The sequence below is a fragment of the Halochromatium roseum genome (assembly GCF_016653315.1).
Lineage (GTDB): Bacteria > Pseudomonadota > Gammaproteobacteria > Chromatiales > Chromatiaceae > Lamprobacter > Lamprobacter roseus.
On sequence record NZ_NHSH01000010.1, the window covers coordinates 1 to 24,747 of the forward strand.

The following is a 24,747-nucleotide window of genomic DNA, read 5'->3' on the forward strand; positions in this document are numbered from 1 at the left end:
AACACGTTCAGAAATCGTGCTACTCGCATGGCTGATCAGGTGATCTTGGTCGTTGCAGGGTTGGCCAACCTCAAAAATAACTATGTTTTTCAATGAGAAAACGATTATTATTTGGTCACAAGTCTAAAGAGCAGCCCAGAGGGAAGCCCTAACGCAAACATTATCCTTATCAAACCACTCTGATCAGTTAACTGTCTTCCATGGCGCATAAGCAGCCAGAGTGCAAATGCAACTAACAATAGGCAGCCCAGACCAAGATACGCAAAACCTTCATAATAGCCCGCGATCGGCGGCCGCCAGCCATTCCAAGCCGATGAGACGCCATGAAAAGACTCTGCTTGAAAGAACAACGAGGCACTACCAGGATTCATAAAGCTCAGCATCTCCGCAGAGTAATGTCCAAATCCGTTATAGCCTCTCACTATCAGACCAAAATAAAAATACCCGGCTAGCCAAACAGCAAGCACGACAGCAGCTATTGTTGCGGCGGCTTCCCCGGTGAGCGATAACAGTTTATTCGCCACGCCATTCGCGTACCATCCCTCACGCAATAACCAAAATAGCCAGAATATCCCAGCCATAAAAAACAAGTAAAAATGTATCAGGACCGCCATCACCAAGAGAGCCAGCCAACCTAGAAAAAGACCACGCCTCTTGCTCTCCGTCTGATCCTGTAGCGTTTTCAGTGAAAGCCACATTGCAATGAAGAGCAACCAGTGGCTAGAAAGCGCTTCATGCCCTAATGCGCCCGGACCGCGCATGGTCACCATTGGCAGGCTGACCACGAGAAGGGCGCCAGCTAGAGCCGTGAAACGAGAACCCCCAATAGCGCGAAGCAAGCCCGCGGCAATCGCGCCGTTGAGCATCAGATTGACCAACATGAGCGGCCCGATGTACTGCAGCGGATCTGGTAGCCAGCGGTGCAGGAGCTTCAGTGGAAGGGCGATCACTGGTATCGAGTCAGTATAGACAATGGATGCGTCTACCAACGATCCGAGGCGCGGGACAGCCCCCAGAGGCCAGCGCCAAATGTCACGGCGAAACATGTCCCAGCCACTGAAATGCTGCAGGCTGTCGTCTTCAGCCAACAACCACTCAACTTCTCGAGGATCAAGGATTGGCCCATAGAGCCAGAATGCCAATAAAAGACCTGGAACCGAGGCTAGGATCAAAACCCAGGGCTCAACCGGAGTTGCCGGCAATAGGTGGATATTCGTCGCCGAGGGCTTATGAATGAAACGATGCACGATGAGATCAGCCAGACGGGCATTGTCAATCTTTGTTTGTACGCAACTGCAATCACTGTTGCGGAACTAATCTCGAGAAGGGAGTATAGTAACCAAGCCAACCACGTTGTAACAGCAGTTCGCGGCAGGCATGGCACACCCTTGCCCAGCTAGCCTGCCTGACTTTCAGGGCAACACCGTCGATGATGAATTGTAACGCGCGGAATGACCGAGATAACCAGCCCGCGGGCGGACCGAACAGACTACATCCCGAGCATCGACGGCCTCCGCGCGGTGGCCGTGTTGGCGGTGATCCTCTACCACCTAGACCCCCTGCTGCTGCCCGGTGGCTTTAGCGGCGTCGATGTCTTTTTCGTCATCTCAGGTTACGTCGTCAGCGCCTCCCTTGCACGCGCGCAGGGGTCCGGTTTCATCAACTTTACACTTGGGTTCTATGCGCGGCGCATTCTGCGCATCTTTCCAGCGCTGATCGTCTGCCTACTGCTCGTTACCCTGCTCGGCACCGCGCTGATCCCGCAAGCCTGGCTCAGCGACAGCAGCGACAAGACTGGGCTGTTCGCCTTCTTCGGTATCAGCAACTTCGCGCTAGTCCTGTTCAACGACGGTTACTTCTCGCCACGTGTTGAGTTCAACCCATTTACGCATACCTGGTCGCTAGGGGTGGAAGAGCAGTTTTACCTCATTTTTCCACTGATCGTCTTTATCTGGCTGCATTTCCGGACGCATCCGCGATGGATCGGTTTCAGTGCCGAGGCCTTGCTCGCGGTGTTGATGGTCGCATCCCTGACCACTGCTTGGTGGTTGACCCCGCGTCATCCTGATTGGGCCTTCTATCTCCTCCCCAGCCGATTTTGGGAACTCGCGGCGGGTGGTCTGCTGTTTAAGTTGCATCATCGTGGCGCCCTGTTACCACGGGATGCGATCAGGAGGACATGGCTGTTAGTCGTCGGGCTTGGACTCATCGGCTTCAGCCTGGGCTGGTCGGACAAGGCCGCGTTTCCGTTCCCATGGGCACTGCCCGCGGTGCTAGGCACGCTGATCACGATCACCGCCGTGGCCGTATCGAACACGCATGCGACAGCGGCGAGCCCTTGGCTACAGCGGATCATGCAGCAGCCGGTTGCCGTTCACATCGGCAAGACCTCCTACTCGCTCTATCTCTGGCATTGGCCGGTCTATGTACTGATGCGCTGGACCCTGGGGCTGGAGCCTGGCTGGCGTTGGCTGGTCGCCCTAGGCTTAACCTTTGTCCTGGCCGAAGCTTCCTATCGATTCGTCGAGCAACCGCTTCGGCGCAATGCCTGGAGCCGCCGGCAACCGCATTGGCAGACCCTTGGCGCCGGTGTCCTGAGCATTGGTCTTGCCTGCTTGATCGCCATTCAGATCTTGGATGCCAGACCACGGATCAGTCTCAGCGTAACCCGCGATCAGCAAACTTGGTACCCCTATGCATGGCCCACGGACCGCGAGCCGCAAGCAGCGGACTTCAGCAGGCGGCGGCTCTTTGCGATCGGCGACTCACATGCCGGGGCCTATCACACGCTGCTGCAGCAGCTCGCTGATCACCATGGCGCTCAGCTCTCCATGCTTTTTACCGGTGCCTGCCCGGTGGCGAACCTAATTAGCGATATGGCCACGGCTGGCGCCGGCTGTTTGACCGAGGTGCAACACAAGCTGCGGCAGATCGAGTCGCAAGCACAGCCTGGGGATATCGTCTTCCTTGCCTCCCTGCGTGTGCTTCGCTTCTCGGATCAGTTTGGACGCTTCCCGTATGAGCAAGTAATCGCCATCCGCGACTGCGCCGAGGCCGACGCCAAACGCCAGCGCGCGCTCGAAGAGGCTAGCGCTCTCATTGAGCGACTACAGGCGCAAGGGCTCCAGGTCATCATTGATGCGCCCAAACCTGTTTTCCTTGCTCCAGCCTTTCGCTGCGCCGATTGGTTCAATCGCCACAATCCAATCTGTAAACAGGGCCTAACGATGCCCCGAGTGGAATTGCTCGAACATCGAGCCGCAATAATGCGCTCGCTGAAGACATTACAGATGCGTTTCCCGGAGCTACACATCTGGGACCCCTTCCCGCTGCTCTGCCCTAGCAAGACCTGCTCAAGCTTCGATGGCGATCAGCCGCTATTTTTCGATGCCGATCATCTCAGTGCTCATGGTAACCGGGTACTTTACCCGAGCTTTGTCAGCTTAGTCAGCAGACTCTGGTCAATATCCGCACCCTAACGAGTAGGCATCTTGATGAAGACAAGAAAGCAAGTGTGGCAGGCATCGCTAGGCATCAGGATTATCTTAGTCCTGACATTAGGTATTGCTTACGTTAGCTCGACCCTAGCTCCTGGATTTCTTTTCGGAGATGGGGCCTACTGGAGTGGCGTGGCATCCGATCGGGCGTCGAACCTAGTCGGCTATCTTTATTACCTCGAAGCCCCATGGCAGTGGCCACCATTTCGGCTCGACCAATTATCCTTGCCAGAAGGCACGAGTGTCATCTACAGCGACAGTATTCCCTTGGTATCACTTGTGGCTAAGGCTGCCAATTCCTTCTATCCGAACGACTTCAATTTTCTTGGATTTTGGATCGGCGCCTGCTATTTGCTCAATGGTATCGCATTTGTATTGCTACTAGACCGCCTTGGCGTAAGCGACCCACTGATCTCACTGCTTGGAGCGCTGCTCGCCATGCTCACGCCTGTGCTACTGCAGCGCTGGTATCACGCTGGCCTCAATGCACATTTTCTGATTTTACTCTCACTCGCGCTCTATTTCGCGATAGCAACCTCGGATTCTTCACGACGGATTCTCACACTGCAAGTCGCCCTCATGGTGATTGCGTTGTTTATCCATCCCTACATCATGGCGATCGTCTTTTCAATCTTCTTCGCCACGGTGCTAAAGGCTGCTTGGATAGGCAAGCTCTCCTGGCAGTCCGCTGCCCCATGGGTAATGTTTGGCGGCATGGGAGTGGTTCTTATTGCGCTCGCAACGGGGTTTATAGAACCTGGCATGTCACCCGAGGCTGCGGGATTCAGTCACTTCTCTACGAACCTTTTGAGCTTCATACAGTCGCTGCAAAGCGGACTTAGACCATCCGCCTGGGAGCTTGCCGAGCGCGCAGCATTAGAGCAAAACACCTGGGTGTTTTTTGGACAGAGTTATCCAGACGCCACCGGCGGACAGTACGAAGGCGCGGCTTATTTGGGGGCGGGCGTCATGATGCTCGCAGTGATCATAATGCTACTCCTGCGTAGGGATGCACTGCGCCAGGTCGCGCGTCAATGGCCACTCGTTCTGGTCACCCTTGCTCTGTTGCTGTTTGCACTGAGCAGCCTGATCTATGCCGGTAATCACTTGCTAGTCCAGTTCGAGCTTCCCGCCTGGACGCGCCCATTAACCAACAGCTTTCGAGCCAGTGGGCGATTTAGCTGGCTGTTCGTGTATGTGCTGCTTGTCTTCGTGGTTGTCAACACAGCCCGTCGTTTCCAGGCTAACACCGCTGCCGCCATGCTCATGGTCGCGGTGACGCTCCAGTGGATCGATACGGCAGCGCTGCGACAAGTAATTTGGCTCTCATCCAACCTTCCTGAGCACGCGGGACTGGATGCTAGCTTCTGGCAAGAGACCCTAAAGGAGGCAGAAATGCTTTATCTAGCACCCTCCTACGCTTGTGGCGACAGCGGATTGAGAAGCCCAAAAATCCAACTCCATGTTCTCGCCGCACACTTGGGCCCAATACCCATCAATAGTGCCTATGTGGCTCGGGACAAAAAGGATTGCGAAGCGGAGATTAAACACTTGCAGCAATTTGGCCTAGAGTCGGGAGTAGTCTATGCCTTTTTTGACGATTTTAGAGCAAGGCCAGCACTCGTTGAATTCGTTCAAGCTCAGGGCGCTAACTGCCAACCCTTTCGCCGCGGGGTGATGTGTCGCCACGACTGATAACATCTTTATTATCGATCGGCATGACCTAAATAATCATGGCTCTGCTGCTATTGCCCGAATGCCTCCTAGTCAGGCACTTGGCGATGTGGCCGACGGAAGGCCCAATAGCGGCTCGCCAGATACGAGACCGGCGGTACGACTACCGCCGCCGATAGCGCCGCCCATTGCGGCTGCATTCCACCCCACAGTAAAACACCAAGCAACAACGTGTTAATTATGAAAGCCATACCAGAGATGAAAAAAAACCTAGCCATACTATCCCAGACTGGAGTATTCGCCTTGAAGGTCCAAAGATAGTTGCCAGCAAACGAGATCCAAAACGCCGAGAGATAGGCCAAGGTATTCGCTATCAGCGGCAGCATGCCAGCATGACGAATCAACACCAGCGCAACCAAGATGTGTGTTGTCGTCGCCGACACGCCTACAATCCCGAACTGAACAATGCGCCAGAATTCCGCGAGCACGGAGGGCTTCATGGCGCTGCGGCAGGCTCCAGGGACGGCAACCGTTAACGCTTTACCGCGAGACAGAAAATCGTAAGCCCAAACGCCCGATTGATCTGAAAAAAGGGAAGCTCCGCGGCGCAGATTCCGGCAAGGATTGTATTAAGAAACGGGCTGTGCTGTTTGAGTTGTGAGCGCGGCTGACGTTCGACCTTGCTGGTCAGTCGCTGCGCGGCCCGCGTTGCTGCTGCAATGGGAAAGACGCTAGCGAAAAAAAACGCGCTGCGTTCAATCTCAAGTCCCGCGGCTTTTACCACCGACTCTAATTGTTTCAGCCCATAGCGTCGCTTATGCTCAAGAAAGATGTCATGACCACTCCAGAGAAAACCGAACGCGGGAACAGAAATGAGAAATCGGGTTCCAGCGGACAACCGCTTAACGTACCACTGCAATAGAGCAATATCGTTATCAACATGCTCCAATACATCCATCATCAAAACCAAGTCTCCAGCATTGAAATCCATCCGCCGACGATAATGCACCGTCTTGCCCGCCACGACCTCTTCCAAGTCCGAGCGATAACCGGTATCGATACACCATGCCTCGTGCCCTTGACCACGGCGAAGTAAATACTGAGAAAAAAAACCCGAGCCGGCACCAACATCGACGATCGATGAAGCACGACGAGAACCCAACATACGCTCCATGGCAGCCGCCTTGGCACTGTAGTACCAGTGAGACTCCACATCGCGGCCAAGAATTGCAAGTTCCTTGATGTCCAATCTCAACCACCGGAATCGTAGATCCGTCGTACCAAGTAGCACGGACGGCGCTTAGACTCAAGATATGCGCGTCCGAGATATTCGCCAACGATGCCAATTCCGATTAACTGCAGCCCACCCAGAAACGTCACGGCAACGAATACCGAGGCGTAGCCAGGCAGATCTACTCCATGCACAAGCACTTGCATCGCGATAAACGCCCCATACAACAGTGATGCGACAGCGACGACCCCTCCTAAATAGGTCCAGATTCGCAGTGGCGCAGTGCTAAAGCTAGTCAGCCCCTCTAGCGCCAGATTCCATAGCCGCCAGCCATTGAACTTACTCGTCCCACTGATCCGCGGCGGTCGTACATAATCGATAAAGGTCGTACGGAATCCTACCCAGGCAAATAAACCTTTCATAAAACGCCGCGACTCCGGAAGATCACCGAGCGCATCGACTACCATCCGATCCATGAGCCGAAAATCGCCGGCATTCTCTGGTAATTTTGGCTCCGCGATCCAGTTATGAATACGATAGAACCAAGTCGCCGATTGCCGCTTTGTCCAGGAGTCGGAGCCGCGATGGCTGCGGCGCGCGATCACCACATCAAATCCCTGCCGCCAGTGCGTGATCATCTCGAAGATTAATTCAGGAGGATCTTGAAGATCGACATCGATGGGGACCAAGACCCGTCCCGTCGCCGCGTCCAGACCCGCGCTCAGAGCCGACTCCTTACCAAAGTGTCTGGCCAGGTCGACGATCCGGATGCGACCATCTTGGCGTTGACGCGACAACAGCCGAGTCAATGTGTCATCACAACTGCCATCATTAACAAAGATCAGCTCGAGCTGGAGATCCGACGCATCCGCGAACATGAGGCTCACTCGGTCTACAAAGATGTCGACCGTGTCCTCTTCGTTGTAAACTGGAACAATCAACGACAAGTTCAGGACTGGGCATTGCGACAGATCGCGACATGCCTCTTCCGACAAGAGCAGTTGCGGAGACTTCATACGACGAAAATTTTAACAAGAGACGAGGTCGCGGCGGCTAGAGGCTTCCTGCTGTTGCGGAAATTAACAGCACGCATAATATTGACTCACCTTAATTTGCAGTGGGTTTCAAGTTCACGATAGACACCGTCCCAAAGCCGTGCCTGAAAATCCGCCGCCTTGTCCCGTGGCACCAGGTAGTAGTCCCAGTAGAAGCGATCGACTACGTTATCCCACTGCTCGCGATCAAAAGGATTCCCAAACAGATCGCAGACACGATAACCAAGCGCGGTCGCCGTCTCGTATAGCGTCATCCGGTCATGACCATAGGCGACATAGGAAGACAGGCCGTACTCAACCGAGATAACCGGCTGGTGGCGCGCAAGTGTTCGCGTTGCGCCGCGCAGAATGTCAATCTCGGCGCCCTCGGTGTCGATTTTGATATAGTCGATGTGCTCGCCGAGTTGTGCGCTGAGGGCGTCGAGGGTGCTGACCTCCACGGAGATGCTCCGCAGGCGTTTGCCAGCCGGGTTGTTATAGAGTCGCTCGCGTAGGCCGGACTCTTCAGGGGCCGCCTGATTGATGATGAAATCTTGCCGACCCGACTCGCTCGAAAGCGCGAACGGCAACACCCGCACCCGCGGATGAGGCGCAAACCGGCGCTGGAGCTGCTGGTACTGGCGCGGCAACGGCTCAAAGAGCGTCACCTGACGACAGCCGATCTCATCGACGAAAACCCGCGCATGGCGCCCGGCATGCCCGCCCACATCGATCACGCAGCTCTCGGGGGTGAGAAAACGGCGATAGCCGCGCTCGAGCACGCATTCCCAATCGAAGGCAAAGGGCTTCAATGAGCGCTGCTCGAACTCGATGATGACGTCAAGCGGTAACATCCAGGCGCCCCGTCTTAAGGATCGGAAAACAGTGACGCACCCGACCAAGACATCAGGGCCGAGCGATCTGTGCCAGCATAGCATGATGCATTACATCCCAAGCATTGACGGACTCCGCGCATTGGCGGTCCTTGCGGTGATGCTCTACCACCTCGATCCGCGGCTTCTGCCTGGTGGCTTACCGGCGTCGAGATCTTTTTTTGTCATCTCCGGCTATGTTGTCAGCGCGTCCTTGGCACGGGATTGGTCACAGCGCCCGGCGCAGCACTAGGGAGAGTTCGCGCTGACTTCTACGCGCGGCGCATCCTGCGCATCTTCCCAGCGCTGATCGTCTGCCTGCTGCTCGCGACCCTGCTCAGCACCGCGCTGATCCCACAAGCCTGGCTCAGCGACAGTAGCGACAAGACCGGCCTGTTTGCCTTCTTTGGCATCAGCAACATCGCGCTAGTCTGGTTCAACGACGGCTACTTCTCGCCGCATGTCGAGTTCAACCCGTTCACGCATACCTGGTCGCTGGGGGTCGAGGAGCAGTTTTATCTGATTTTTCCACTGATCGTCTTCGTCTGGCTGCATTTCCGCACAAGGCCGGGGTGGGTTGGCTTCAGCGCCGAGGCCTTGCTCGCGGGGCTGATGGTCATCTCATTGGCCATTGCCTGGTGGGTGCACCACGCCATCCCGATTAGGGCTTCTATCTACTGCCGAGCCGATTTTGGGAACTCGCCGGGGGGGCTGCTGTTCAAGCTCATCATCGAGGCGCCCTGTTGCCACGCGGTACCGGCTCGCGCACAGGGCTGCTGCTCATCGGCCTTGGATTGATCGGGCTCAGTCTAGGCTGGTCTGACAAGACCGCATTTCCATACCCTTGGGCCATTCCAGCGGTGTTAGGGACCCTGCTGACCATCGCCGCCGTCGCGTCATCTAGCGCCGTCGCGGCATCGACTGAACGCGGGGCCGCGTCCAGTCCCTGGCCGCAGCGGCTGTTGGAGCACCCGCTTGCCCTGCACATCGGCAAAACCTCCTACTCGCTCTATCTCTGGCATTGGCCGATCTATGTATTGATGCGGTGGACCCTTGGGCTCGAGCCCGGCTAGCAGTGGTTGCTGGCCGTCGGTTTGACCTTTCTGCTGGCCGAGGCCTCGTATCGGTTTGTTGAGCGACCGGTTCTGCTCAACACTGGCACCACCCTGGTATTGGCAGCAAGAAGTGGCGGTCCGTTAGGGCAGCCGTGCAAAATAAGCCGATCAACCTAGGCCATCAACAACGGGCAACAGCGGCTAGCCTGTCGGTCGAGTACCACGAAGCCATCTCGAAGATCCCAGCCGCAGTCGTCACCGGCGGCCGCCACCCAAGCAGGCTCCTGGCCTGGCTGGCGTCCACCCGCAGCGAGCCAAGCAATCGATCGGCCTCCGCGCGCCGCCCGACGACGGCTGCCGCGACACGCACCACCCCCGTTGGAATCGGCATCAACCGGGCTGGTCGCCCCAGCCCCGCGGCCATCAGCCGAACGAGCGCCGGCGTCGAAAGATCCTCATCGTCCGCAGCCAAGAAGACCTCGCCCGCAGCTGCCGGATGCTCAACCGCGCGGGTGATCAGGTCGCAGAGATTATCCAGCCCGATCATACTGCGCTGATTACAGACCGCACCCAAAGGCAGTGGCACCCCCTTGCTCACCCAGGCTAGCAGCCGCAGCAGGTTCGCCGAGACACCCGGACCATAAACCAAGGGCGGGCGAATGATCACAATTTCCAGGCCCTGTTCGGCACCGATCTCGTGCAGGCGCTGCTCAGCCTCCGCTTTAGAACGAGCATAGGCATCGCTGGGGGCCGGTGGATCAGAGGCTAGAAATGGGCCGCGCCCATCAGTCGACTCGCCGTTGACCTTGATACTGCTGAGAAACACCAGACGCCTGACCCCGGCCCGCGCCGCCTGCAACGCGAGTCGTTCGCTGAGCGACACATTGACGTCATGAAATCGCTGTTGCGCCTGGCGCGCATCGGCGCCTAACAGGTGCGCGAGGCCCGCGCAATGGATCACCGCGTCAACGCCTTGAAGGGCACGAGGCAACTGACCCGGCGCATCGCGATGGCTCCACAACAGCTCACGAGCAACAACCGGAGGCGCCGTCTGGGCCGTCCGCACCAAGGCATCGACCCGCCAGCCCCTTGCGGCCAGCTGAGCACAGAGTTGCCGACCGATGAAACCGGTGGATCCGGTCACCACAACGCGGGGTGTCAACTGATCGGCCTCCTGAGATTGATCCGGCCGCGGTTCGCCAGCGCTAACCTGCGCTCACTCCTCCCGGAACGCGGTTGCTAGTCGATCGGTGATCGGCTTGGTCAAATACGCCAAGAATGTGCGCGCACCAGTCTTGATCATCACATCAGCGGGCATCCCTGGCAGCAGGGTACGTCCCTGCAGGGAATCCATGCCCGCCTCGCTGACCCGAATCCGCGCTAGAAAGTAGGGCTGCCCCGTGGCCTCGTCGGTGAGGCGATCGCCCGAGACCGTGAGCACCTGCCCTGGCACCGTCGGCGTATCGGCCTGGTTGAATGCGGTAAAGCGGATTTCCGCATCGAGACCGGGAAAGACCCGGTCGATATCTTGCGGCGATACCCGCGCCTCGACAATCAGATCCTCGCCCTGCGGTACAATGCCAAGAATTCGCTGGCGCGGTTCGACGATACCGCCTTTGGTATGCACCGTCAGCCCCACCACTGCGCCAGAGACCGGGGCACGGATCTGGGTGCGCTTCAGGGTATCGCTCAACGCTTGGATGCGCTCCTTAAGATCAGCCAACTCCGGCTGCACCTGTCGCAGGCGCTCAGCGACCTCGGTATCGAAGTCGCGCGTCAACTGCACGATCTGCAGCTCGGTTTCGATAATCTTCAACTCACTCCCAGCGAGGCTCGCCTCGTGCTGGCTTTTCTCGCCAAGCACCTCCGCTTCGAGTCGCTCATATTCACGCAGCCGCGAGTTGTCGCTGAAGCCCTTCTCGAACAGCTGATTCAGCGCCTCGATCTCTTGCCGGTAGAGCGTTGCGCGCTGACCCCAATTATCCGCCAGTGACTCGTAGCCGCGGATCTGCTCACGCAACTGCTCGATGCGCTTACCCAGCACCTGCTTTTCATTCTGCAGCGCGGTCCGGCGATTCTCGAATAAGCGTTTTTGCCCTGCCACCGCATCCTGCACACGCGGATCAGCCAGTCGCTCAGTCAGCTCAGCTGAAAAGCTGATCTGCTCGGCACCATCGCGCTCGGCAATCAAGCGTGCCTCCTCGGCCAAGAGCGCAAAATACTGGCCGCGCGCGATTTCGAGTTGCGCCCGCACCTGGGTCGCGTCAAGTTGCACCAACAACTGCCCAGCTTCGACCTGATCACCCTCAGTCACTAGGATGTCATCGACGAAACCGCCATCCAAATGTTGAACCGTCTTGCGGGAACTTTCGACCGTCACCACTCCAGGGGCGACCGCCGCGCTATCAATGGGCGCCAGCGCCGACCAGACGCCAAAGCCACCGAAGGCAACCAGCAGGATGAGCAAGCCAAACAAACGCTCAGGGCGATCATCAGTGCGCAGTGTCGCCAATGTGGGCGCCGGAGCAGGGCTGGGAGCCTGGGCGACTTCAGCATTTGAGTCTATCGCGTCGGCCAAAACACCTGGACTCGGGGCATCGGCGGTGGCGGCAGCGTTTTCGCCACCTTGATCTGACTGAGGAGATTCAGAGCCCTTGGCGATCGAGGGATTCATAGGGGAGTGCATACAAGATCTTAGGCACGAGCCGGCACGCCGGCAACAGGGCGGCCGACCGCGGCTGGACGGGCAAACTCAGCCAGCACCTGATCGCGCGGTCCGAACGATTGAATGAGGCCGTCTCTCAATACCATGATCTTATCGACATAATGCAGGAGACTCGGCCGATGGGTAATCACCAACACCGTCGCTTGGCTCCGCTTCAGGTGGCCCAGCGCCGCGGCCAGCGCCGCCTCGCCGTGCTCATCGAGATTACTGTTCGGCTCGTCCAGCACCACCAAACAGGGGCTGCCATAGAGTGCCCTCGCCAAACCCACCCGTTGCCGCTGACCACCCGAGAGTACCGCTCCGCCTTGACCAATCGGCGTGTCATAGCCTTTGGGCAAACGCAAGATCATTTCGTGCACGCCCGCTTTCTGGGCAGCAGTCACCACCGCGCTAGGATCAACCTCACCAAAACGCGCGATATTTTCACTGACGGTTCCCTCCATGAGTTCGACATCCTGGGGGAGATAACCGATATTCGGCCCCAACTCGTCACGGTTCCAATCTGCAATTGCGGCACCATCTAAACGCATCGCGCCTGAGGCCGCCGGCCAAACCCCTAGCACCGCCCGCGCCAGCGTCGATTTGCCTGCTGCGCTCGGCCCGATCATGCCAATGGCCTCACCGGCCGCAATCTCAAAGTTCAGGCCGCGCAAGACCGCGGCGGTTGCGCCTGGCGGCACGACGACCAGTTGCTCGGCCTTCAGCCGTCCTTTTGGCACTGGCAGTCGCATCCGACGCATTCGCGCAGGTATCGCCTGCAACAGCCCGCGCAAGCGCGCATGCGCACTACGGGCACTCAAGAATTGCTTCCAAGACCCGATCAATAAATCAACCGGCGCCAGCGCCCGGCCAAGCAAGATCGAACCGGCAATCATTGCCCCCGGCGTGATCTCTTGGAGGACTGCCAGGTAAGCGCCGACACCTAAGATCAGCGATTGCAGCATGATCCGAAATGACTTACTCATGTTCGCCATCACGCCCGCCCGATCGCTGGCCTGCGCCTGCAGCTTCAGCATGTCCACGTGACGCTGCATCCAGCGCCGGTGGACATGACCAAGCATACCCATCGCCTCCAGCGCCTCTGAATTGCGCAGATGCCCGTTTAGCGCATTGAGATTCGAGACCGCCAGCGTATTGGATTCCGTCAGCGGTTTTCGGGTCGACACCTCATTGATCACCGCCAGCGTGACAATCACAATCAGGCCACCAACGGCAAACCAGCCGAGCACCGGATGCAACAGGAAGATCACCGCCAGATAGATCGGTATCCAGGGTGAATCAAAAAACGCAAACAGCCCCTGGCCGGTTAAGAATTGCCGCAGGCTGGTCAGATCTGAGATCGGCTGCGCGCCACTGCCACGCCCAGTCATCAACCCGGAGTCGAACATGGCGTTGAACAGCCGCTCGTTGAGGCGCATATCCAACCCCGCGCTGACGCGCACTAAAAGCCAGGAGCGGGCAATCTCCAACAGCCCCATGACCAGATACAACACCACCACCAGCAGCGTCAGCGCCACCAGGGTCGAGATACTCGAACTCGTCAGCACCCGATCGTAGACCTGCAACATGTAGATGGCAGGCAGCAACATCAGCATGTTAATGAATAAACTGAAGAGCCCAGCGTACAAGAACGAGCCGCGACTCGCCTTCAGCGCATCACGCAGTTCATCCTCAGCGGGGCTGTGCTGCTGGTGGCGAAGAATAGCTTTAGGCACAAAGAGTCAACACATGACGAGAGTGGATTGAGAGGCCAGGAGACCGGGCAGGGCGCCCAAGGCATAGCCTATCTAGCGTAGGTGGCAAACGCTGCAGCGTCAAGCACTCGGGCCATCCCCGCCCCAGTCGAAGCTCAAGGTATCCGGCTCGCCAAATAGCTCATTGGCGTTCTGCGTCGCACGCTGTTGCGATCGGCTGTGCGCCTCGGCAAGACGCCCCAGTAGGGCGATCTGTTGCATCGACAGCAACTGACTATAGACCAGCGGCAGCGCCCCTGCCTGGCGAAGCGCCTCAAACGCATCGCTCGGCAGTTGATTCAACCTCGCCTCATCCACCCGATATAACCCCTCGACGGGCCGCTCGCCATCAGCGCTCTGCAACTTGAGCGGCCAAGGCTGAATCAGCTCGCTGGCCGCTAGGCGCTCGCAGATCGCGTTCGTCTGCATCCGGTTTGTCGCCACCTGACGCAGAAATTCAAGCACCGTTCGCACCGGCTCAGCCGGCTGCTCATAGGCATCGAAAAAGGGCTCGCCCTCGCCAGGCTCGGGTTGCTCCAACACCAGCCCGCTGCCTTCATCGACGCACAACAGCTGCTGACCTTCTTCAGCGTTAGCAAGCGCGAACGGGTAACTCCGATAGACCGCTGGAACATAGCCCCCCAACCAGCGTCCGTCGGGACCGACGAAAAGGTTGTTGCCAGGCTGCAGCGACAGCACCGCAACTGGAAAGTAGCGCCCGTCTTGCGCAGTGAAGGCGATCGGCAAACTGATCGCAGCCTTTGGCAGCTCTTGCGCGACCAAAGGCGCCAGCGCGTCAGCCTGCGCGAACTGATAATCTGAATAACGTCGCCAGCGCCAATCGCGATGGCGCGAGAGGGTAACCGGCTGGAGATTTGTCATCTGCAATCGCCTCAGTCTCACAGGTTTGCCAAGCAGGCTAACACAAGGATACCAGCAGAGCGGTGTCTGGAGAGGGTGATTGGTTTCAGACCAGCCTCAACGCTGAATCCTACGTCAAGAGGAAGTTGCTCATGGTGACGGTGGTCCATGCTCCAGAACAGCATCAAGTCCAACCTGGCGAAGGCTACGACGGTGTCGTGCAGGTGGTGGCCGGAAGAAACTCTGGCTCAGGCGTGCTACTTCACGGCGGGCGGGCCGTGCTCACCGCTGCCCACCTGCTTGATGGTGCTTCCTCGGTGAGCGTTCAGCTAGGAACGCCTGAGGGCTATGTTAGCCTATCGACAGCTTTCTACACGCTGCATCCCGCCTATGATGCCACCCAGTCCAACAGTGATCTGGCGCTGGTCTGGCTCGACACGCCAGCGCCGGCAAGTGTGCAGCGCAGCACCGTCTATCGCCAACAAGACGAACTGGGACAAGTGATCTCCCTGGTTGGCTATGGGCTGACTGGCGATGGTGTGAGGGGGTATGTTCCCCAGGAAAGTACCGGGCCGGCGAAGCACCTTGCCATCAATCGCATTGATACCACTGGCGAGGCCTTAAAGGCGGCTTTGGGGAGCAGTATTGCCTGGGATCCAACGCCCGGCTCCCAACTCATCATTGATTTCGACAACGGCAGTCCCAGCCATGATGCCCTGGGCATACTGATGGGGCTTCAAGATCTTGGACTAGGCGCAAGCGAGGGCATGATCGCCCCCGGCGACAGCGGCGGACCAGCCTTCATCGGTGATAAGGTCGCGGGCATCGCCACCTACACCGCGAGCCTCAGTCGCGCTGGCCAGTCTCCGGATGTGAATCTCGAACTCGACAGCAGCTTTGGCGAGATTGCCGGCTTTCAGCGTGTGAGTCACTACCAGCAATGGATAGACCAGAGCCTGCGGACGGCTGATCCCAACGCACCCACGCGCCCAGAGGAGGTGCAGCATGCAATTGTCGAGGGCGACAGTGGCACTCAACCCGCCTACTTTCTGCTCGAATTCCATGGCATAAGAGACCATCCCAACCAGTGGCTGAGTGTCGATTACGCCACCCGAGACGGCACCGCCATCGCCGGCGAAGACTACCTACCGATGGCCGACACCCTCATCCTCTATCCCGGTGAGACGCAGGCCACCATCGCGGTGGAAGTGATCGGCAACAAGATCCCCGAACCCGATGAAACCTTCTATCTCGACGTCTTCAACCCGGTGGGAGGTAGCTTTGGCGAGGGTGTGGTGCAACTTACCGCCATGCGTACCATAATCAATGACGATGGTTGGATAGCCTGACGATCGATCGAGACATGCCTGATGCGGTAGTGTTCTGGATCTGTAGTCTTCCGAACTGCCCCGCAACCGTTTGAAGTTGTTCGATTCGCCAGTCACGCGGGTTGTTGCACATGGATTCGACTTTTGCAAGAGAAAGAAACAGGGATTACACTTTCACGAGAAAAGGAGATATCCATGGCTATCACGGCTAACGCCACTGTCCGCACGAGCAACGCATCGGCTGTGCTATCTAAGGCCGTCACCCGCGCCGCTGAACGCCTCGATGTGTCACGCTCCCTGCTGGCCAAGGTTCTCGGTGTCAGCCCGTCGACCATCACGCGGCTTTATGCAGGCGACTACCAATTTGAGCAACACCGCAAGGAATGGGAACTCGCCCTGTTGTTCGTCCGTCTGTTCCGCTCACTCGACTCCATCGTCGGCGAAGAAGGCAACGCACGCATCTGGCTCAACAGCGAGAACCGCGGGCTCAACGCTCGCCCGATCGAACTCATCAGTCAAGCAGAAGGACTCGTGCGTGTTGTGCACTACTTGGACGCCTCTCGCGGTCTCGTCTGAGGCACGCGCCTGGTCAGCGCCCGCTTGGCGGATGGTCGAGGCTCAGCATATCGCCTCAACCATGAAGCTGGTTGATGACGCGGCCGAACAGGATCTTCTGGAAACGCTGCTCGAAGACAGCAAGCCCTGTTTGCCTGCAAGCGTCTCGCACTTGGACTATTTGCTCGCGACGCCCTTTCGCTATGACCCTCGGCGCGGCGGCTCACGCTTCAGGGGTGAAACTGGCCCCGGGGTCTTCTACGGTGCTGAGCGCATCAGCACGGCGTGTGCGGAACTCGGCTACTGGCGCTGGCGATTCCTTCAGGATGCGGTCGATCTCAAGCGACTCGATCCTGTTGCATACACGGCTTTTCGTGTGGCATTGGCAACCCATGTCGTCGACCTCCGCCAACCGCCCTTTGTCGCCGATAGCAGCGCGTGGCAGCATCCCAGCGATTACAGTACCACCCAGGCCTTTGCCCGCGCGGCGCGTGAAGCCGGCATCGGCGGCATCCTCTACGCGTCCGTTCGCGATCCGAGTCCAAGCTGGTGTGTCGCCGTCCTTGATCCTGCCGCGTTCGCCGCTGCAAAACCTGATCCCGCCATGCAAACTTGGTGGCTGGCCGTACAGAAAGACGCCGTCGTATGGCGGCGTGATCGTGAGCGGCTAGCATTTTCCAGCAGCCATTGGGTCACTTGATCCCGCCACCCGCTCAAACAACTAAAATCCACGATTCGAAGGTTAGATGATTTTTTGACCATTACAGTGGCAGGAGCGCCGGGAGGGCGTACCCTTGGAAGAGCAAACTGACCGAGGGAAAAGCCGTTGCCCCTACCGCTGTTGACTCAAGTGCAGACTAAAAGTCTTGCACTGAAAGTGCATAGTTTTTACTAACGATTGGGACAATACATCTGACCGCCTAAAGGCGGTGGCTTTAACCTTGCTTCGGGCAATAAGTCGAGCCTGGCCCCATTAGTTCCCCCATTAGTTCCCAACACACCGCTGAGCGGGCTGTCGATGGCGCTGAGCTGCTCGGGCGTGTAGCGGCCTTCGTCGATCAGGTAATAGCGCAGGTGCGGCTGGTAGGCGCGCAGGAACAGCGGTGGCGTGGGACGCACCAGTTCGTCAATGTCTTCGGCGGCATGCCAACGCTCGAGCCCATTGTAGAGCACGATGGGCGGGATCGGGGGCAGCCCTTGGGCTGGGGTGTTGACCTTGGTCTTGAGCAGATGCTGATAGAAGCAGGCGACATAATGGAGCATGCGCAGCGGCATGGTCGGATCGACGCTGGATTGGAATTCGATCAGCAGGTAGAGGAACAACCGCTCGGTGACGCCTTGCCAGTGCACCTGCACCGACCAGACGACGTCCTCGAAACGCTCCTCGAACAGCGGGGTAATGTAGTTCCCGCTGTGGTTCTTCAGCGTGGTGAAGTCCATCAGGGCGGCGATCTCGGGCGGTGCGAAGCCTTCGATCAGCTGCTGGACGAACTCGGGGTGGCTGAAGAGTTCTTTGTAGCCGGTGTCGTGGTGCTTGGCCATCGGTGCGGTGGAGGCTCAGTGCGCTGCTCATCGGGCGAGTGTAGCGCAGGGGAGTATCCGCAGACACCCGCTCAGCAAGGAACGCAAGAGCCTCCGAAGCGCGCACTCCGGGGCTGGATGGTCAAAGCCCGCGATCAGACCTCTGCCCCAATCCGCCAATACAGCCCGATCAGCGCCTCCTCCAAACCACGCGCAAACCCCACCGCATCCATCAACGCCGAGGCCTGCATCCGCGCCCTGAGCTCCTTTCCCATCTCGCATCGGTGAACGTGGAAGCTCACGACCTGATGGCTCATCAATCCAAACCTTGGCAACCGTGCAGCGCGTGACGGCGCAGGTTTGCGCAACAGGGCGCGATGTCACGACATCGTCACCTCGCCTACAAAAAGTCGCAACGATCCTGTGCCAGTCTACTGCGCGGCGGGCCCGCGAGAGCCCCCAGTTGCATTCGGTGACGGCGACCGCGAATCCGCATCGAATGATGCCCAAACCCTCTGATCGCTCGAACCAAATAACGAGGTCAATTATGTTGTCAAATCCTCGAGCCATTCGGCGCACGATATGCGCCTCAACCATCACCTGCCAATTGCTGTTCGCCTCCAGCACCTTCGCGACGCCGGTCAAGAATGTCATTGTCCTGATTCCGGACGGAAATCACACATCTATCCAGACGGTGGCGCGCTGGTACGTCGGACAGCCCCTCGCACTCGACGAAATGGGGGCCGGCACCATGTCGACGGATATGGCCAACTCGGTGATCACCGGCTCGGCAGCCGCCGGCACGGCCCAGTCGACCAGTTACAAAACGACGGTCCGCTTCCTCGGCATCGGCCCGCGCCCCGATGATGCGCTCAGCACCTACCAGCTTCCGGAAGGCATCCCGGTGCTGGGCGAGGAGGCGGGATGGAACTGGCTCGCTTACCGGCCACTCGCGACCGTCCTCGAGGGCGCACAGCAAGTCGGAAAGGCCACCGGGCTCGTCTCCACCTCGCGGATCACCCATGCCACCCCGGCCAGCTACGCGGTGCATGTCGATGACCGCGGCAAAGACAACGAGATCATGGAGCAGCTCGTCTATCAAGGCCTAGACGTTGCCTTTGGCGGTGGCGGCCGACACTTGCTGCCCGAGAGCGAGGGGGGACACCGCACGGACGGGGAGAACCTCGTCGAAGTGCTCGAACAGCGCGGCTATCAGTTGCCAACGACTGCAGCGGCGCTCGCAGGGCTCACCAGCGGCCGTGCATGGGGTATGTTCGCAAGCAGCCACATGATGCCCGATCTGGATCGGCGTTACCGCTTGAGTCAAGGTGAGCAGGTCACCGAGCCCTCGCTGGCGGAGATGACCTCCAAGGCCATCGAGCTGTTGTCGCAAGACCCAGACGGCTTCTTCCTCGTGGTCGAGGCCAGCCAAGTCGACTGGGGCGGCCATGCTACGGACCCCGCCTACATGCTGCACGACTTTCTTGCATTCGATGACGCCGTCCGCGTCGCACTCGAGTTCGCCAAGCAGGATGGCGAGACGCTGCTGCTTGGCGCGCCGGACCATAATACCGGCGCCATGACCATCGGTAACTGGTCGACTAGCAGCGCCTACACGGATATCTCAGTGGAACAACTGCTCGATCCGCTGCGGGGCATGAAGGTCACCTCGGGTTATCTCGCGGACCAGTTACCAGACGAGCCTGACGCCGCTGCAATCAAGGCGACCGTCACGGAATACTGGGGCATCGCGCTGAGCGACGAGGATGTGGCCTGGATCCAAAGCGAGGCCGAGTCGGTCGGCTACGCCTATGCCATCGCCAAGGTCGTCAGCGCCAACCACACCGTCTTTGGCTGGACGACCCATGGTCACACCGGCGAAGACGTCACGCTCTGGAGCTACGGTCCGATGGCCCCGATCGGCCAGATCGATAACACCGATCTCGGACGCGCCGTGGCCAATGCGTTCGCGCTCAATCTCGACCTCGGCGACCCTCAGGGGCTGAATCAGTCACTCTTCATCGACGCCGAGGAGGCATTCCCGGGCCGCACCCGCACTGATCTGTCTGACCCTGAGAACCCGGTGCTAGAAATCGCGAATTGGCGTCTTCCGGCGAACAAGGATGAAATGCTATCCCCCCAACAGCGCATCTGCCAGTTCGAAGGGCTGACGGTCTATGCGCCAGAGGCCAACAATGGCTTCGGGCGCTGGTTCATTCCTCGAGCCGCCATCGAGGTCGGTAACAACCCGAGCCTTCAGTCTCGCGCATGCCGTTGATGCAGACTCGCGGTATCGCGAAGCTGCCAAACAGGGCGCACACCCAAAAGCCGCTCCATCGGCTTTGATGCGAGCGGCGATGAGCGCGCGCAGGACATCCTGCCGCGCTCCCATCTAAGGAGGATGCACGCTGAGAACCTCCAGTGGGAGGACTCTTGAAGATCTAGTCTATTCCGGGTTAATCTTCAGTCCAGGTATACGAAAGATACCCTCGATCCTTCTGAAGTTCCTACCTCGTTCGAGCAGATGTTGTGGAGATAGCACGGAATGCGATTCATATCTAGGATTTCAGGCTATTTTGCCTCTCGATCCAACCGCCCCTCCCTTACATCAACATTTGCTCTGACTGCGGGCTTGAGCCATCCGGCCTCAGTCCTGCATCAGGCTCTGTCCACTACTTCACTTGCCGCTTGTCAGCACAGCAAAGCACAGCAGCATGGCAGAGCCGCATCTCTCCCATCGTCCTCCAAAGAGGTAAGCTATGCCTGACCGCCATCATGATATCCCGCTCGAACACCTTCAGATCATGGCCCAGTGGAGTCCGCAGGACTGGGCCTATGCATCTGGAGATAATTATTTCTTTTCAGATGTTTGGGCCAACGAGTCAATTACCGGCGCTGGACTCCAAAATATCAACCCCGCCGTCGTCGACTGGTGGCTCAATGACTCTGGGGCAACCGACATTGTTGCCGCAACCGACATCAAAGGCTCGGCCCTGATGGGCTCACTGCGCGACCTTGCAGAGGGACTCTCAAAGAATCTGTATGGCGACCAAGCGGTGCTGGCACAAGTCGATCCCGATTGGAGCAGCGACGCTGCCCATATGACGGCCGGATTTGCCTACGACCAGGGCTACTTCGAGGCACTGGGGGCTTGGCACGGAGCGATCGACTTTAATGCTCAGACGGGACTCAATGAAATTTACTGGCCTGCGACGCTGCCTGGCACCTGGATCGGAACCGGTGGAACTGGCGATAACCGCTTCGTCGCTATTGAAGACGTTGATGGTTATACCTGGTTATTTGGCCACGTTGATGAAACCTCAGGCAGCTTTTCCGATGCCGACCCACTTCAGCAAGGAGAACAGCTCGGTGTTGAGGTCGATTATTCACCAAGCAGTCCGCATGTCAACCTAGAAGTTTTGCTCGATGTCGACCCTTCGGTAGCCTCCCTCGCCTGGTGGGATGGTGATAACGGCGCCACCGCTGCAGACATAGAACGTGACGTAGCGTTGTTCGGCTTGGCTGGAGATAGATATGTTAGCCCACTGCAACGCTTTTTTGAGCTCGAGATGCAGGCTGAAGTCTTCGACAACATGGCCCCCCCAGGCGGTAATACAGGCGGGGCCAACGCAGCCTTCGATCCTTTCGATGGCGAGCAGCCACAACTCTTGCTCGATGCCCTATTGGCTGAAAACAGCGGCATCACCATTGACACTCAGACTGTCACCTATGTCGGGGCGGATGGGCAGGCATCGTTCTACAATGGCAGCATCCCTGATCTCGGCATTGGCCCTGGGATCCTGCTCACCTCAGGCGATGGCACGCCACCGCTGACCAACACAGAAGGTGGTTATAGTATCAGCCACAACGGAGCGGGCGATCCGCGCCTAGACTTGGTTGCCCAAGCTGCCTTTTCAGGTGCGGGAGAAACGAATGATGCCAATAGCCTAGAATTCGATTTTACAGTCGATGAAGGCCTCAAAGGCATCCGTCTCGACCTCGTTTTTGGCTCAGATGAGTACCCCGAGTACTCAAACTCCTCATTTATTGATATCGCATCTGTCTTTATCAATGGCCAAAATGTAGCGCTCTTCAACAACCAAACGGATCAACCGCTCAGCGTTATTGACAAGAATCTGGAGATTGGAAATTTTCGAGATAATGCAGGCAATATTCTCGATATCGAGTACGATGGAGTTTCCGAAGACATCACCATCATTGCGCCTGTGCAAGCCGGCGTAAACACGCTAACCATTGCCATTGCCGATACTGGGGATCACATTTTAGACTCAGCCCTGTTTCTGAGTAACCTAACCGGCTCTGCAACAGGGGGTGCTGGCCTCTCTAAGGTGGTCGCTGCTGCAAGCGACAACGGAGAAGAACTGACTGGCAGCACCGACAACGAGGTTTTCGATGGCGGTGATGGCGACGACATCATCGATCCGGTGGGTGGCAACAATGTCATCAACGCTAAAGGCGGCAATGATAAGATCAAAGGTGGCGTTGGCGATAACGAGATCGATGGCGGCGAAGGATTTGACCAGGTGATTTACGAGGGCTTCCTCTCTAGTGATTTCCCTATCAAGGTCCTCGCCAACGGCTTCATCCAGATCGGCAGTAACACGGATTTTGTGATCAATGTTGAAGAGGCCGTCTTCGATGATCAGACCATTGATTTAACCGCACTGAGTGCACCAGCTGGAAATACTCCAGCACCCACTCCTGGACCCTCGCAACCCGTCATTGACGAAGAAGGACCGGTTGATGATCCGGTTGCAAGTCCACCCCGATCAACCCCGCCTGAGACACCGGGATTTGTCGTCCTGCGCGGAGGTGCTGGAGACGACCAGCTCACTGGCACTGAAGCGGCTGACATCCTCATCCCAGCAGGTGGAAACAACACGTTGACAGGGGGCGCCAATATTGATGTTGCACTCTTTGCTGCAGCGGACGCGAATACGACCATCGATCGGAGCAATCCCGATAGGGTCATTGTGAGTGATTCCGCAGGTAGCCACCAGGTGGCCAATGATGTTGAGATCCTTGCCTTTTCCAATGGGCTGATGACCTTAACCCGGCCTGGAAGCGCAACCATGATCGATGGTGCGCTGCCATTGATGGAGAGCTTCTATCTCGCTCAGAATCCCGATGTGGCAGCCGCGATTGAAAGCGGACTCCTACCAAGTGCCGCGATGCACTTTAGCCAATTTGGGCTCAATGAAGGGCGTAACCCCAACCCTCTGTATAGCGAGCAACAGTATCTGCAAAACAATCCTGATGTCGCTGAGGCGGTTATAAACGGTCTTTACACATCAGGCCTGCAGCATTATGCCCTGTATGGCCAAGATGAGGCTCGTTTGACCAGCCCTTGGTTTGATCAAGCCGCTTATCTGGATGCTAATCCGGATGTCGCAGCTGCAGCACTTGACCCGACCGCGCATTTTCTGGAGTACGGTGCCCAAGAGGGCCGTCCAGGATTTGTTTATGATGTCGGACTCTTAGGTCTCTAAGTAGGTCGCGCGAGTGAATGCCGACCTTTGGCCTCTTCACTCGCAACCTCCCCTGAAAAGGGACCCATACGGCCTCCAAACCGCGGTGCAACTGCACTCATGGCTTGCGTCTAGCAACAGCGAGAGCGCCTGATCGGGTCACCGAGCATCACTTCACCGCACGGCATGCCTCGACTTGGGCCACACTCAGGCCGGTGGCTGCGGGCGGACGTGCTCGAGCTTGGCCATCGGTGCGTTGGAGGCTGCTACAGGCGGGAGCGCGGTGATGTCAGGTTCAGCGAACGTTCTCGACTTTGCTTTTGGTGTGCTTCCCACTCCAGGCGAGCCCCCTTTCTTTCGCCATCCTGCGCGCTTCTCGGAGCGCAGTCATGGGATGTTCGGGATTCCTCTTTTCCGCCTGGATGCGCTCAACCTCCAACAGAAAGCGGATATCTTCTTTGGCGTCCTTGAGCTGGCCCTTCAGTCGTTCCTGATCAAGCCAACGCTTGCCGATCAGGCTAGCGACCCAAGCGGCGATCAGCGTTCCAGCAAACCCGATCCAGGCTGCCAAGACTTCCGGCTCCATCAAACCTCCAAACAATCCGCTAAAGCATTTACTGGTGCCTTTTCGCCTCAAGCCGCTTAGCCTCACTCGCAGCTGTCATAGCGCCCGAGGCTGCGGTCACGCGATGCTAATCTTGGGCGGCAGTGTCTGGTAGCCCGCTGTTGACCCCTTATTCACTATCACGAAAAGCCCCCGAAGCGCGAATCCTGCGGCTGGATAGTTGGTGCCTTAAAAATTTTGGCCATCAGCTTCTTCGCGTTTCGAAAGCCAGTATTGGCCGATTATCGAGAAGTAGAAAATTGACAGCCACTTAGCGCCAAACTTTCTTTAAGACTGCGGTTTGATCAGCCCAAGTAACATCATCCCAATCACGCCTTTTGGCATTGTCCTCAAACCAATCCCTTACCTTCTCCGTAAGGTTTTTGGCATCGTCGCCTGTATCTTTCTGATATAAATCAAGTACTGCCTCTCGTTCAAGCAGTATATGAGGTTGATTCGGCGAACGATCTTTAGGATCCGGCCATTCGTAGCGTCTTCCCATTTTTGGACTCCTTAATTAAAAAAACCCCCAGCCGAGACTGAGGGTCTTTTGATGTACTGAGCGAAC

At 57.8% G+C, this 24,747-nt stretch carries 21 protein-coding genes; 10 read left to right on the forward strand and 11 right to left on the reverse strand.

The window, feature by feature from the left end; genetic code table 11:
• Positions 1-107: 107 nt before the first annotated feature.
• Positions 108-1,247, reverse strand: a complete 1,140-nt coding sequence (locus tag CCR96_RS01090; protein ID WP_201215227.1) for a DUF6311 domain-containing protein — start codon at positions 1,245-1,247, stop codon at positions 108-110.
• 204 nt (positions 1,248-1,451) lie between these two features.
• On the opposite strand from CCR96_RS01090, the gene CCR96_RS01095 reads away from it, so the two are divergent.
• Positions 1,452-3,479 carry an acyltransferase family protein gene (locus CCR96_RS01095; RefSeq protein ID WP_201215229.1) on the forward strand — a complete coding sequence of 676 codons (2,028 nt, stop codon included), beginning with the start codon at positions 1,452-1,454 and terminating at the stop codon, positions 3,477-3,479.
• A gap of 15 nt (positions 3,480-3,494) precedes the next feature.
• Complete coding sequence (locus CCR96_RS01100; RefSeq protein WP_201215231.1) at positions 3,495-5,192, forward strand: DUF6311 domain-containing protein; 1,698 nt, start codon at positions 3,495-3,497, stop codon at positions 5,190-5,192.
• Between the two features lie 68 nt (positions 5,193-5,260).
• Here the strand turns inward: CCR96_RS01100 and CCR96_RS01105 are convergent, their stop codons facing one another.
• The 4 genes from CCR96_RS01105 to CCR96_RS01120 all read right to left on the reverse strand — a co-directional run bounded on the left by CCR96_RS01105 (position 5,261) and on the right by CCR96_RS01120 (position 8,290).
• Positions 5,261-5,671: a GtrA family protein gene (locus CCR96_RS01105; RefSeq protein WP_201215233.1), complete on the reverse strand. Its 411-nt coding sequence runs from the start codon at positions 5,669-5,671 to the stop codon at positions 5,261-5,263.
• Positions 5,672-5,703: 32 nt separating this feature from the next.
• Entirely contained in the window at positions 5,704-6,420 is a 717-nt protein-coding gene (locus CCR96_RS01110; RefSeq protein WP_201215235.1) for a class I SAM-dependent methyltransferase, read from the reverse strand.
• 2 nt (positions 6,421-6,422) lie between these two features.
• Entirely contained in the window at positions 6,423-7,349 is a 927-nt protein-coding gene (locus CCR96_RS01115; RefSeq protein ID WP_242518290.1) for a glycosyltransferase family 2 protein, read from the reverse strand.
• Between the two features lie 155 nt (positions 7,350-7,504).
• Positions 7,505-8,290 carry an FkbM family methyltransferase gene (locus CCR96_RS01120; RefSeq protein ID WP_201215239.1) on the reverse strand — a complete coding sequence of 262 codons (786 nt, stop codon included), beginning with the start codon at positions 8,288-8,290 and terminating at the stop codon, positions 7,505-7,507.
• A gap of 243 nt (positions 8,291-8,533) precedes the next feature.
• Here CCR96_RS01120 and CCR96_RS01125 point away from each other — a divergent pair, with 243 nt between their 5' ends.
• Together CCR96_RS01125 and CCR96_RS01130 are read left to right on the forward strand one after the other, a co-directional pair.
• Complete coding sequence (locus CCR96_RS01125; RefSeq protein WP_201215241.1) at positions 8,534-9,106, forward strand: acyltransferase family protein; 573 nt, start codon at positions 8,534-8,536, stop codon at positions 9,104-9,106.
• Entirely contained in the window at positions 9,052-9,381 is a 330-nt protein-coding gene (locus CCR96_RS01130) for a hypothetical protein (RefSeq protein ID WP_201215244.1), read from the forward strand. The genes CCR96_RS01125 and CCR96_RS01130 overlap by 55 nt, the downstream gene beginning before the upstream one ends.
• A 163-nt stretch (positions 9,382-9,544) precedes the next feature.
• Here the strand turns inward: CCR96_RS01130 and CCR96_RS01135 are convergent, their stop codons facing one another.
• The 4 genes from CCR96_RS01135 to CCR96_RS01150 all read right to left on the reverse strand — a co-directional run bounded on the left by CCR96_RS01135 (position 9,545) and on the right by CCR96_RS01150 (position 14,703).
• Positions 9,545-10,525 carry an NAD-dependent epimerase/dehydratase family protein gene (locus CCR96_RS01135; protein ID WP_201215246.1) on the reverse strand — a complete coding sequence of 327 codons (981 nt, stop codon included), beginning with the start codon at positions 10,523-10,525 and terminating at the stop codon, positions 9,545-9,547.
• A gap of 54 nt (positions 10,526-10,579) precedes the next feature.
• Positions 10,580-11,875 carry an HlyD family type I secretion periplasmic adaptor subunit gene (locus tag CCR96_RS01140; RefSeq protein WP_242518291.1) on the reverse strand — a complete coding sequence of 432 codons (1,296 nt, stop codon included), beginning with the start codon at positions 11,873-11,875 and terminating at the stop codon, positions 10,580-10,582.
• 182 nt (positions 11,876-12,057) lie between these two features.
• Positions 12,058-13,803, reverse strand: a complete 1,746-nt coding sequence (locus CCR96_RS01145; RefSeq protein WP_338035790.1) for a type I secretion system permease/ATPase — start codon at positions 13,801-13,803, stop codon at positions 12,058-12,060.
• A gap of 99 nt (positions 13,804-13,902) precedes the next feature.
• Positions 13,903-14,703, reverse strand: a complete 801-nt coding sequence (locus CCR96_RS01150) for a SapC family protein (RefSeq protein WP_201215250.1) — start codon at positions 14,701-14,703, stop codon at positions 13,903-13,905.
• A 131-nt stretch (positions 14,704-14,834) separates the two neighbouring features.
• On the opposite strand from CCR96_RS01150, the gene CCR96_RS01155 reads away from it, so the two are divergent.
• The 3 genes from CCR96_RS01155 (at position 14,835) to CCR96_RS01165 (ending at position 17,265) form a co-directional block, all read left to right on the forward strand.
• On the forward strand, positions 14,835-16,031 hold the full coding sequence (locus tag CCR96_RS01155; protein WP_201215252.1) for a trypsin-like serine protease: 1,197 nt from the start codon (positions 14,835-14,837) through the stop codon (positions 16,029-16,031).
• 174 nt (positions 16,032-16,205) lie between these two features.
• A complete protein-coding gene (locus CCR96_RS01160; protein WP_201215255.1) occupies positions 16,206-16,586 on the forward strand; it encodes an antitoxin Xre-like helix-turn-helix domain-containing protein in 381 nt (126 codons plus the stop codon).
• Positions 16,587-16,647: 61 nt separating this feature from the next.
• Positions 16,648-17,265, forward strand: coding sequence for an RES family NAD+ phosphorylase (locus CCR96_RS01165; RefSeq protein WP_201215257.1), 618 nt, complete (start codon positions 16,648-16,650; stop codon positions 17,263-17,265).
• Positions 17,266-17,456: 191 nt separating this feature from the next.
• Here CCR96_RS01165 and CCR96_RS01170 read toward each other — a convergent pair whose 3' ends face one another.
• A complete protein-coding gene (locus CCR96_RS01170; RefSeq protein WP_242518292.1) occupies positions 17,457-18,107 on the reverse strand; it encodes an Rpn family recombination-promoting nuclease/putative transposase in 651 nt (216 codons plus the stop codon).
• A 526-nt stretch (positions 18,108-18,633) separates the two neighbouring features.
• Here CCR96_RS01170 and CCR96_RS01175 point away from each other — a divergent pair.
• From CCR96_RS01175 to CCR96_RS01185, 3 genes are all read left to right on the forward strand, one after another.
• A complete protein-coding gene (locus tag CCR96_RS01175; protein ID WP_201215259.1) occupies positions 18,634-20,364 on the forward strand; it encodes an alkaline phosphatase in 1,731 nt (576 codons plus the stop codon).
• Between the two features lie 481 nt (positions 20,365-20,845).
• Positions 20,846-23,596 carry a choice-of-anchor L domain-containing protein gene (locus CCR96_RS01180; protein ID WP_201215261.1) on the forward strand — a complete coding sequence of 917 codons (2,751 nt, stop codon included), beginning with the start codon at positions 20,846-20,848 and terminating at the stop codon, positions 23,594-23,596.
• 220 nt (positions 23,597-23,816) lie between these two features.
• Positions 23,817-24,221, forward strand: coding sequence for a hypothetical protein (locus CCR96_RS01185; RefSeq protein ID WP_201215264.1), 405 nt, complete (start codon positions 23,817-23,819; stop codon positions 24,219-24,221).
• A gap of 229 nt (positions 24,222-24,450) precedes the next feature.
• On the opposite strand, the gene CCR96_RS01190 is transcribed toward CCR96_RS01185, so the two are convergent.
• On the reverse strand, positions 24,451-24,681 hold the full coding sequence (locus CCR96_RS01190; protein ID WP_201215266.1) for a hypothetical protein: 231 nt from the start codon (positions 24,679-24,681) through the stop codon (positions 24,451-24,453).
• Positions 24,682-24,747 lie beyond the last annotated feature (66 nt).

Excerpts from the sequence above, each read along its gene's own strand:
- CCR96_RS01170 (WP_242518292.1), bottom strand. The coding sequence starts at position 18,107 with ATGGCCAAGCACCACGACACCGGCTACAAAGAACTCTTCAGCCACCCC.
- CCR96_RS01105 (WP_201215233.1), bottom strand. The coding sequence starts at position 5,671 with ATGAAGCCCTCCGTGCTCGCGGAATTCTGGCGCATTGTTCAGTTCGGG.
- CCR96_RS01160 (WP_201215255.1), top strand. The coding sequence starts at position 16,206 with ATGGCTATCACGGCTAACGCCACTGTCCGCACGAGCAACGCATCGGCT.
- CCR96_RS01175 (WP_201215259.1), top strand. The coding sequence starts at position 18,634 with ATGTTGTCAAATCCTCGAGCCATTCGGCGCACGATATGCGCCTCAACC.
- CCR96_RS01150 (WP_201215250.1), bottom strand. The coding sequence starts at position 14,703 with ATGACAAATCTCCAGCCGGTTACCCTCTCGCGCCATCGCGATTGGCGC.
- CCR96_RS01180 (WP_201215261.1), top strand. The coding sequence starts at position 20,846 with ATGCCTGACCGCCATCATGATATCCCGCTCGAACACCTTCAGATCATG.
- CCR96_RS01120 (WP_201215239.1), bottom strand. The coding sequence starts at position 8,290 with ATGTTACCGCTTGACGTCATCATCGAGTTCGAGCAGCGCTCATTGAAG.
- CCR96_RS01155 (WP_201215252.1), top strand. The coding sequence starts at position 14,835 with ATGGTGACGGTGGTCCATGCTCCAGAACAGCATCAAGTCCAACCTGGC.
- CCR96_RS01100 (WP_201215231.1), top strand. The coding sequence starts at position 3,495 with ATGAAGACAAGAAAGCAAGTGTGGCAGGCATCGCTAGGCATCAGGATT.
- CCR96_RS01165 (WP_201215257.1), top strand. The coding sequence starts at position 16,648 with ATGAAGCTGGTTGATGACGCGGCCGAACAGGATCTTCTGGAAACGCTG.
- CCR96_RS01095 (WP_201215229.1), top strand. The coding sequence starts at position 1,452 with ATGACCGAGATAACCAGCCCGCGGGCGGACCGAACAGACTACATCCCG.
- CCR96_RS01190 (WP_201215266.1), bottom strand. The coding sequence starts at position 24,681 with ATGGGAAGACGCTACGAATGGCCGGATCCTAAAGATCGTTCGCCGAAT.